Genomic DNA, 10,780 nt, shown 5'->3' with positions numbered 1-10,780 from the left:
TTGTAAAAATGTTTATTTTAAACTTTTCTAATTAGGAACTTTTTCAAGAACACATTTTCATGTGTTTTTTATTAACCATAGGATTTACTATATTTTACTTTAACCTTTATTTTAGGATATTTTTCACAAAACTGACTAATAACAAAATAACAGCTTGGACATGGTTCCCACTTACTATATAAAATAAGTTCACCACTATCTTTAAGTAGGTTCTTTTCTATTTGTTTATGTATTTCTTCAAATATTTTTTTTTCGCTGTCATTAATCCTATCATAACCTATACCTAAATTACCTAATTTATTAACTTTAGCACTTTTAAAAATTGCTTCTTCTAAAGAGGGTGCTTTACAATAATCTTTTATATTAATCTTTCCACTAATGGCCTTAAATTCCTTATTATCATATAAAGCTACTGCTATATTTATAGAATCTTGTAATGCTTCACTTTGATTTATATTAAATTTTGTTTTATCTTTTTTATCAACTGTTATATATTTATTTATATTTTTTATTAAACGCTTAATCCTAGGAAGATTGCTATTTAAATGATTATGATATTCTATACTTCCTTTATTTGCTTTAATATATTTAAAACTCAATTCTTCTGCAACTTCTATAGATAAGGTTTTAATTTTAGTTTCTACATCATATTTTTCTTTAATTTTTCCATCACTTCCAATAATAATTTTTTTCAACAATTCAATATCCTTTGCATAAAGATATTCTTTATCTATCTCCTGTTCTAAATTTTTCAATCTGCTTTTCTCTTCATTATTTATTTCACTAGATACATTGTCTTTTATCTTTTCTATAATTTTTACAATATGATCAACTTTATCTTTTAAGCTACTCTCTCTTTCATACTCAACTCTATCTATATTTAACTTCTTTATTCCTCTTATTTTTTTATGTAATTTATTATGTTCCTCTTCAAATAATATGATTTTTTCTATGTAATCTATAAAATCCTTCACATTATCTGCTCTATAAGTAATTTCTTCATCACTCATACATATATGTAATCTATCTATAACTCTACTATTAACTTTAAAAGTTTTTGTAACTTTTTCTTTAAATTTTTCTTTATCATGCTCATTTATTTTATAACCTTCTCTTTTTAATGCATTCTCAAACTCTTTTAAATTATTAATTCTTAATTGCTCTTTTTTTCTTTTATTTATCTTAATATTTCTTTGTTCCATAATATCCTCATATCTTCTTTTGTAACTTTATTTTAATTATAAAATATTAATCTAAGTAAACTACTTAACTTAATCTTCATTAAATGCTTTAATATAATATTTGTTTAGAATATTATACCTTTAAATTAGTTAGATTAATTATGTCCACTATTTTATATTAACATTAATTTTTAATATTTAATTGATATTTTCATTATTAATTTTTTCTTGTCCTTTTTATATTTATCAAAAAAAACCATAATAAACAATGACATTACTAGAGCTGTTGTTATATATAACGATTAGATTAAAGTTCTTCAATACAATAAAAATTTAAAATTAAATATCATATTTATATTACTTATAGTTAATCAAAAATTTTAAAATCTTTTAAAATATATATTTACCTATTTGAAATTTTCTTTTTTATTATTTATAAAAAAACAACTTAAAAATACTATAAACTGTTTAATCAATTCATATCCTTTAAGTTGTTTAAAATATTAATTATCTATATAAAGATTTGTTTTATTCTATATCAATCCTTCTTTAACACTTATAAAAGTGTTTTTTCTTCTTCTTTTATTTTTAAATTATTATTATATACAAATTTTATTTATTATTAATATATAACTAAACTTTTACCATTTGTTTTAATTACTTCTTTATACCAATAAAAACTCTTTTTCTTATATCTTTCCAAAGTGCCTGTTCCATCATCATGACGATCCACATATATAAAACCATATCTTTTCTTAAGTTCAGCTGTAGATGCACTTACAAGGTCTATGCAACCCCAAGTTGTATATCCCATAACCTCTACACCATCTTCTATAGCTTCAGCTACTTGAACCAAGTGATCATTTAAATATTTAATCCTATAATCATCAAATACTGTTTTATTTCCATTTCCGTCTATTACTAATTCATCTACTGCACCTAATCCATTTTCAACAATAAATAATGGTTTTTCATATCTATCATATAAAAGATTTAGCATATATCTTAATCCTTGAGGATCTATTTGCCAGCCCCAATCTGAAGCTTTAAGATATGGATTTGAAATACCTGAGATAATATTCCCTGCACCATTTCCTATTTTTTTCTTTTCTTCATTTGCTGTTGCACAAGAACTCATATAATAACTAAAGGAAATAAAATCTACTGTATTTTTAAGTATTTCCTCATCTTCCGGCTCCATATGTATTTTTATATTATTTTGTTTAAAATATCTATTCATATATTTAGGATACTTTCCTCTTGCTTGAACATCTGCAAAGAATAAAATTTCTCTATCTTGTCTCATAGCTTCAAGTACATCACTTGGATTAGGTGTTAAAGGATAGTTTGGAACTCCTAAAATCATACATCCTATTTTTGCATTTGGCATTATTTCATGTGCTATTTTAACTGCTGATGCACTAGCTACTAACTCGTGATGCATTGCTTGATATAAATCTTGTTTACTTAAATCTTCTTTTGATGTAAATATACCAGCACTCATATATGGGGCATGTAATGCTGAGTTAATTTCATTAAATGTAAGCCAATATTTAACCTTATGCTTATATCTTGCAAAAATTGTTCTTACGTAATTTTCAAAGAATCCTATTAGTTTTCTATTTATCCATCCATCATAATTTTTAGAAAGAGCTAATGGTGTTTCATAATGAGAAATAGTAACAAGTGGTTCAATACCATATCTTAAGCATTCATCAAAAAGGTTATCATAAAATTGTAAACCTTTTTCATTAGGTTCTGTATCATCACCATTTGGAAATATTCTAGACCATGCAATAGATGTTCTAAAAGTTTTAAATCCCATTTCAGCAAATAACTTAATATCTTCTTTATATCTATGATAAAAATCAATACCTATTAATTTCATATTATCTTCTGTAGGCTTTTCTGTTCTCTGTCCTACAATTCCTCTTGGTGCTACATCCTGTGTTGATAATCCTTTCCCATCTATATTATAAGCACCTTCACATTGATTAGCAGCAACTGCTCCACCCCACAAAAAATTTTTCGAAAAATTTATTTCCATATTCACTCACTCCTTATACAATAAAATTTCCTATATATTATAAATAATGAGTTTATTATCCTAATATATATATATAAGTATCTAAACTTCTCTCTACTGCTTGTGCTACTATATCTACAAAATTATTAATATTTCCTTTGGTACTTGCACTTTCCAAAGCCTTCATATATTCTTCTCTATCATCTGTTTTTATAACCGTTATAGGATATCCATTTCTCATAAGAATTAAATTCATTAATAATCTTGCACTTCTACCATTCCCATCTATAAATGGATGTATATACACATATCTAAAATGAAATTCTGCTGCAAGACATATCTTTTTCTCCATAATTACACTACTTATTTACTAAGTATATCATATACTTTTAAATTTTTATTCTTTTATTTTATTATAAATTAGTATAAAAAGAAAACCTCATGAATATTAAATATATTCAATGAGGCTTTTCCTTTATTTAATTATTCATTCAATTTATTATTCAAACATTTTATCCATAACTATTTGAATATCTTTGCTATCTACTACACCGTCTCTATTTATATCAGATTTTTCACTTAACTCATTTCCTGATACTACACTACCAACATTCTTAGATACTATTGATAAGTCTCCTACATTTACAATTCCATCACCATTAACATCAGCAGATTGCTCTGGCTCTTGTACTACATAGTTTATAGTGTAAGTATTCTTTGCACCTGATTCAGAACGAACAACTATTATTGATTTATTATTATGAACAGGTAATACCGTTATAGCAGCATTTTCATTTCCAACAGCTTCTACAGTTTCTGGTAATGCTTCTACATTAACAGTATACTCGTTAGTCGCAGAATCAAAGCCTTCTAATGCTTTTCCATTTAACTTAATTTCAGATAAAGTATTTGTTGTATTTGCACTTGTTTGAGGAACATATTCATAAACAGCTAATTCTGTTAAACCAATACACTTACCTACCTCAGGTTGTTGCATGTAAACACGGATACTATCTGTATTTATTACGTTATCTAAGAAGTAAGTTGTTTCTCCAGCAGAATATGAAACTTCTGTTGTATTTGTATGAGGAGCAACCACATACTCTCCATTTTCATTTCTATAACTTATTTCAACCTTCTTTGGAATTCTACTAAATCCATTATCTGTGAATAACCATAAATCTAAACGATCTATATCATATTTGTTTTCCCAGTCTAACTGAACATAAGCACCTTTTGGCTCTCCATTAACTGTTTCTGAACGTTCATTCCAGTTTGTCCAACGCTCATTTGTTGAATTTCCATTGTTTTTAACTCCATTATTAATAGATGCTAAACTATCTGATGGATTAGTACAACTTTGAGATAAAGTTGGAACATCTGAATTTGATGAACTATTAAGTGCAAGGTTAGATGCAGCTTTTAAAGCTTCAACTACACGTACATTTGCAGTAACAGGATAAGTTTTTCCTAATAATTGAACAGTACCATTAACAACTACATTAGTATCTGGAGTTGTAAAATCTGCATTTTCCATATCCCATGTAACAATAAAGTCTTCACTATCTCCACCATCAGCTAAATAACCTTTTACTGTTTTAGGTAAGCTTGGAGCTGTTCCTGCATAAGTAAATGTTGAGTAATTTTCCATTGAAACCACATCACCAATTACATGTATGTTTACAACTACAGCTACATCTGTACCTTCTAATTTTCCAGTAGCCTTAAATATTTGAGGAGTATTTAATTGCTCTTCATCGTAAGTATTCCACTCTATATTAAAAGTTGCAGTTGTTCCATCACTATATTTTCCTTCTACAGTTGATGGTAACTCTGGCTTTTGTCCTACTGGTACATAATATTCTTTAACAATATCATAAGATTCTAAATATTTATCATCACCAGCTCTATTTTCAGTAGTAATTTCTATAGACTTAGAAGCTAAACCTTCTCCTGAAACATTTAATGTCATAGTACCTGCATCTTTAGTAGATTGTACTATTACTAAAGCTTTACCACTAAATGCACTTCTAGTACCTGTTGTATCTGTTGTAGGCTTATAAGATGTTGTATCAACAGCATTACCATTATCTAAACCTACTATTTTACCATTACCCTCAAGTTCAAAGTTTAATTCATTTTCAGCACCTGGAACTATATTTCCATTTTCATCTAATAAATCTACTGTAATATAAGATAAATCATATCCATCTGAAGCAATTGTAGTTTTATCTGCACTTAATTCTAAATTAGTCGCTTCACCTGAAGTTACAACAGACTTTCTACCTTCTGTTTCAGTTATTTCATTTCCATCCTTATCAAATGCTTTAGCAGTTAATGTTCCTGGTGCATAATCTACTTCAAAAGTTGGATATAATGCATCATTTCCAAATGTATAATACTTATATCCTGCATCAGTTACATGCTCTGTTGCAGTTTGTTCTCCAACTTTTTCATCATTTAAGTATAACTCAACCTCATAAGCATCTGTGAAAACATCTACTTGTACTTTACCATTTTCAATAACAATTTCATCCTCATTCCATGTTGGTAAAACATGTAATGTATTTATATCTTCATTCCATTGACTTTGATATAAATAATAAATATCCTTTTCAAAACCAGCAGTATCTACTATACCAAAGTAACTTGATTTTGGTGCTGCACCATTACCACCACCAACTGGTCCTGTACCTGTTCCATTCCAAGGTGTTGGTTCCCCTATATAGTCAAAGCCTGTCCATATAAATTCACCTGCATTAAAGTCATTTTTAATAACAAACTTCCATGCATCACTTGCAGAGTGTCCCCAACCAACTCTTGTAGCATCATTATCATATTCTGATATTTGAAGATTTTCACGGTCTATTCCTTTAGATTTATAATATCCTCTACTATGAACAGCACTACTAGTTTCTGAACCATATAATGTCCAATCTGGATGTTTCGCTCTTTGATCAATATAAGCTCTTTCATTTGCATAGTTAAATCCAACAATTCCTTCATTATCATCAACTACTTCAGAAATAGCTTCAGCCATTTTATCTCCATTTTTAGTACGATTATCGCCTATAGTAACTGGTCTAGTTAAATCCTCTTCTTTAATCCAATCAATTATATCTTGAGCTACTTCAGTATACTTAGAAGCATCTCCACCAATTCCTTCTAATACCTCATTACCAATTGACCACATTATTATAGATGGACTATTTTTTGAGTTTTTAACCATTGATTTAGCCTCAAACTCACCCCAGCTCATATCTTTATTGCCATTAATAATTTCATTATCTTCCCCTATTTTTTCATCAAAATATTTAGAGAAGTCATTAACATTTCCATTTTTAGGGTTTGTCCAAGTATCAAAAGCTTCATTTATAACTAATAATCCTAAACGATCACAAATTTCTAATAACATATCACTAGCAGGATTATGAGAAACACGAATTGCATTAACTCCCATTTCCTTCATTATTTCCATTTGACGCTCTACAGCTCTATAATAAGAAGCACTACCTAAAGAACCTTGGTCATGGTGCATACAAACACCTTTTAATTTCATCATTTCACCATTTAATGTAAAGCCTGTGTCTCTATCAAAATTATAATATCTAAATCCAAAGTCTGTGAAATAAGTATCTACTATTTTTCCATCTTTTATAACTTCAGTTTTTACTTTATATAAATTAGGATTTTCAACTGACCATAATTTAGGCTGATTAACAACAGCATTTTGTGTAAAAGTTGCATTTGTATTAGCTGCTATATCCTTAACTTCTGTAACTGGTTCACTAACTTCATTATTTTCAGCATCTATTACAGTAGTTTTAACTGTAACGCTAGCATCCTTTGACGACTCATTATCAACTATAGTTTCTACATTTACATCTACAGCTCCATCTTTTTGTGATTCAATATTTGGAGTTGTAACAGTTGTTCCTAAATGTGCTACGTGAACTGTATCTGTAACACTTAATGTAACATCACGATAAATACCACTTCCTGAATACCATCTACTAGTTGGTAAAGGATTTTTTACTTTAACGGCTATTACGTTCTCTGTTTGTCCATCTGCAATTAAATGATCAGTGATATCAAAGGCAAAAGCAGTATAACCATAATTATGTTCTCCTACCTTCTTACCGTTTACATAAATTTCAGCATTCATGTAAACTCCATCAAAGTTTAAAGTAAAATCTTTACCATCATATTTTTCAGGAACTACAAAATGTTTACGATACCATCCTGTACCTCCTAATAAAAATCCACTTTCTGCTTCTCCTTCAACAGTGAACTCACCTTCAATACTCCAGTCATGTGGTAAATTTAATTTTCTCCAAGCAAAATCATTAAAATCTACTGATTCAGCTCCTGCTGGATCTCCCTTAATAAAACGCCAATCATTATTAAAAATAGTTGAACGTTCACCATCCTTTATGAAACCAACATTTACTGTTTCAGAATTTGATGGTTGTTTTACTTCTGCATTTACTATAGTAGGTGCTGTTGTATTTGCAACACATGCTAAAGCCATTAATAAAGCAGAGCTTTTTTTGTGAAATGAATTCATTCTAAGTACCCCCTATTTTAAAATATATGTTTACTAATAGAAACGTAATTTTAAAAACTATGAAATTTATTATATTATTCCTTTCACGTCTTTCCATCACGTTCCTTATATGTATAATAATACCACCTTTTATAATAACAGTAAAGGTTTAACTTGCTATTTTTTACTAAATTTTATTATATATTTATATAAAAATTTATTTTAATTTTAGCTATAATTCACTAAAGAATTCTAGATTTAAATATATTAACTACTTCTCAAAATTAATACTTTATTTCTATTTTACATATCACATAAATACTCTTTACTTCATTTTAAATAAATCTAATTATAAATTTACTTAATCTAACTTTATGGTAAATCACTTTTAAATATATAAATTTAAAATAAAACAAAAAATTTGTGTAAACTCTAAATTAAAATATAATTTAGAACTTACACAAATTTTTATAAATTTAAAATAAGTTTTTATGCAGTTTGTTTTTCATTTTTAAAAATATTTTCTTCTAATTTTTCATTTTCTTCTTTACATTTTTTAATTGATAATAATAAAATTATATATCCTACCAATATAAAACCAAGCATTCCTATCCAAGCTATTTTAAATCCAAAATGATCAACTAATGAACCAAATATAGTTGAACCTAAAGCAAATCCAATAGCAAAAAGTAAACTTATAGTTCCAAGTATTACACTAGAATCTTTTCTTCCAAACACATCTGTAGCCATAAATGCTGGACCTGACATATAGCAATATACACAAAGGCCATATGCAATTGAAAATAAAAAAGCAAACACACTTATTTTACTTGCAATCAACATTCCAAGTACTGCTGTAATTTCTAAAATACCAGCTATTGACATAGCTTTTATTGTTCCTAATCTATCAAAAAGAACTCCACCACCAATATTACCAACTAAACAAAATACTGCAAAGGTTGACCCTAATGTTCCTACAAGAGTAGGACTTAATTTTAAACCATTTGTAAAATATGTAGCATATTGAGTACTTAATGCTGCAATTGATATCCCAATTAACGCATATCCAACAGCAAAAGTCCAAAAAAACGGATTTTTTCTTACAACTTTAATACCTTCACCCTGAAATGCTTTTGTAAGAACTTTTCTATCTTTTAATCTTTCGTCTATATTATTATCTAACTCTTCTGATTTTGGAAGTCTTATAAATAATAATATTGTCGGTAAACTAATTATTATTGAAGCCACACCAAATATTAAATAACTTGTTGAAGGACCTTTAGTTGCTAAAATATGTGAAGTTATCTCTTGTAAAAATACATTTCCTATTGATCCACCTGAAAATGCTAGTCCTAAAGCTTTGCCTCTTCCATTTCCAGGAAACCAATTATTAATTACATAAGGAACACCTAATCCTGAAAATAATACACATCCTACTTGACATATTGCTGAGTATATATAAAATTCCGGCAAATTATGAGCAAGTCCAAAAAGAAAAAATCCTAAACTTGATAAAGTTGTACCTATTATAAATAAAATTTTAATATTTACTTTTCCAAATAATTTACCTAAAAAAGGAGAACAAACAGAAGATGCAAGTGCTCCAAATGTAAATATTAAAGAAAAAGATGCTAAACTAAAATTAAAATGTCTAACCACATATGGAACAAATAATGGTTGTATATTTTGTGCTATTCCAAAGGGAATAGCTTGCATAAACATACAAACAAAAATTATAAAATATTTATGCTTATTCAATTTTTCAGCTATAATAACCCTCTTTTCTAAATAAACATTACAAATAAAATAATATCTCGTTTATTTTTAATATTCTAAAAAACTAAGCTTTATAAAAAATATTAAATAATCATCCCTTAATTCTATGAATTTAAAGTAAAAAATTCTTAGTCTTTATAATCTAATTTAAGAAAATTTATTTTATTTGTAATGTTTATTGCTTATAATTATAATGTTTTAATTTTGTCTTATTAGTTTACATAATTTATTTGTAGTTCTTCAGAATATGGATAAACTTTTATTTCGTTTCCATCTAAATCTTCATTATGCATATTTATTGCATTAATTTGATTATTTTTGTATGTATTATAATAGTAAATACCTTTTTCTAATGACATACAAGATGAATACTGAGTTAAATCGCTTTTTTTCTCAGGTGTTCTAACAGCTCCACTGGTCATAGCTACATTATTTAATATATGATAAAATTCTCCTATATCTACATGTTCTATTTCATTTAACATTAAGAAATGTCTTAAAAAAGCTGCTCTTATAAATCTAGAAGCTGGTGTTTCATCTCCTGGCATTCCTACTGCTCCTACTCCTACTCCTAATGGTGATAATTCTTCTCTATCCCATTTTGTACTAATAACTTGTTCTGAACTTAATCCCATATATTGACGTAAATTTGTTAAATGCCAATCAAAAGTTGGTGAATTTGTTAAAACGCCTACTGTATTATCAAAAATACTTAATTTTTCTTTTGTATTTTCAATAACTATACATTCACCGGTTTTATCTGTTACCATCCAATGTAATGTTGCTTCTGGAATATTAGGACCAAAAGGTTTATTCATTAAATTTAAGTTTTTCAATTCTTCTTTTAATTCCTTTACACTTTGAAATTGTCCTAACATCCAAAGCATAAAATCATGACATGGAATATTATGAGCTCCTTCTTTTGATTCATCTGATAAATAAGAATATCCTGGAAAATTTAATCCTGCACATGCTAATCCTTTTTCATTCATACCATCTGCAAGCATAGGATGACCTGCCATTAAAGTCATCATTCCTATAATTGCATACTTGGTTATAAACTTTTCATTATTAACAGTACTTGCATAAGTAAAACTTCTTGGAATAACTCCTACTTGTTGATTAAAAGAAAATTCAATATCCATATTTCTTCCAAACAAATGTTCACCATCTTTAGTTTTTAATAATAATCCTGTACACATTTATTTTAACACCTCTTTCAATTATATAATATATAACATATTATTGATA

The 10,780-nt window shown here is 27.5% G+C and carries 6 protein-coding genes; all 6 read right to left on the bottom strand.

The genetic code is table 11. The features are described 5' to 3' along the window. Window positions 1–71: 71 nt before the first annotated feature. The 6 genes from GBZ86_RS08715 to bsh all read right to left on the bottom strand — a co-directional run bounded on the left by GBZ86_RS08715 (window position 72) and on the right by bsh (window position 10,731). Entirely contained in the window at window positions 72–1,202 is a 1,131-nt protein-coding gene (locus tag GBZ86_RS08715; RefSeq protein ID WP_152889730.1) for a deaminase domain-containing protein, read from the bottom strand. Between the two features lie 601 nt (window positions 1,203–1,803). Then, window positions 1,804–3,228 carry a glycoside hydrolase family 1 protein gene (locus GBZ86_RS08710; RefSeq protein ID WP_152889727.1) on the bottom strand — a complete coding sequence of 475 codons (1,425 nt, stop codon included), beginning with the start codon at window positions 3,226–3,228 and terminating at the stop codon, window positions 1,804–1,806. A 55-nt stretch (window positions 3,229–3,283) separates the two neighbouring features. After that, window positions 3,284–3,559: a Fic family protein gene (locus GBZ86_RS08705; RefSeq protein WP_152889724.1), complete on the bottom strand. Its 276-nt coding sequence runs from the start codon at window positions 3,557–3,559 to the stop codon at window positions 3,284–3,286. Window positions 3,560–3,706: 147 nt separating this feature from the next. Beyond that, entirely contained in the window at window positions 3,707–7,774 is a 4,068-nt protein-coding gene (locus tag GBZ86_RS08700; protein WP_152889721.1) for a glycoside hydrolase family 2 TIM barrel-domain containing protein, read from the bottom strand. A 468-nt stretch (window positions 7,775–8,242) separates the two neighbouring features. Then, window positions 8,243–9,511 carry a conjugated bile salt MFS transporter gene (locus tag GBZ86_RS08695; protein ID WP_234885140.1) on the bottom strand — a complete coding sequence of 423 codons (1,269 nt, stop codon included), beginning with the start codon at window positions 9,509–9,511 and terminating at the stop codon, window positions 8,243–8,245. 230 nt (window positions 9,512–9,741) lie between these two features. After that, window positions 9,742–10,731, bottom strand: a complete 990-nt coding sequence (gene bsh, locus GBZ86_RS08690) for a choloylglycine hydrolase (protein ID WP_152889719.1) — start codon at window positions 10,729–10,731, stop codon at window positions 9,742–9,744. Window positions 10,732–10,780: the final 49 nt, after the last annotated feature.

The sequence above is a fragment of the Clostridium tarantellae genome, assembly GCF_009295725.1.
In the GTDB taxonomy this organism is placed as follows: Bacteria; Bacillota; Clostridia; order Clostridiales; family Clostridiaceae; genus Sarcina; species Sarcina tarantellae.
Note: the sequence above shows the minus strand (reverse complement) of the source record. Positions and strands in the feature narration are given on the sequence as shown.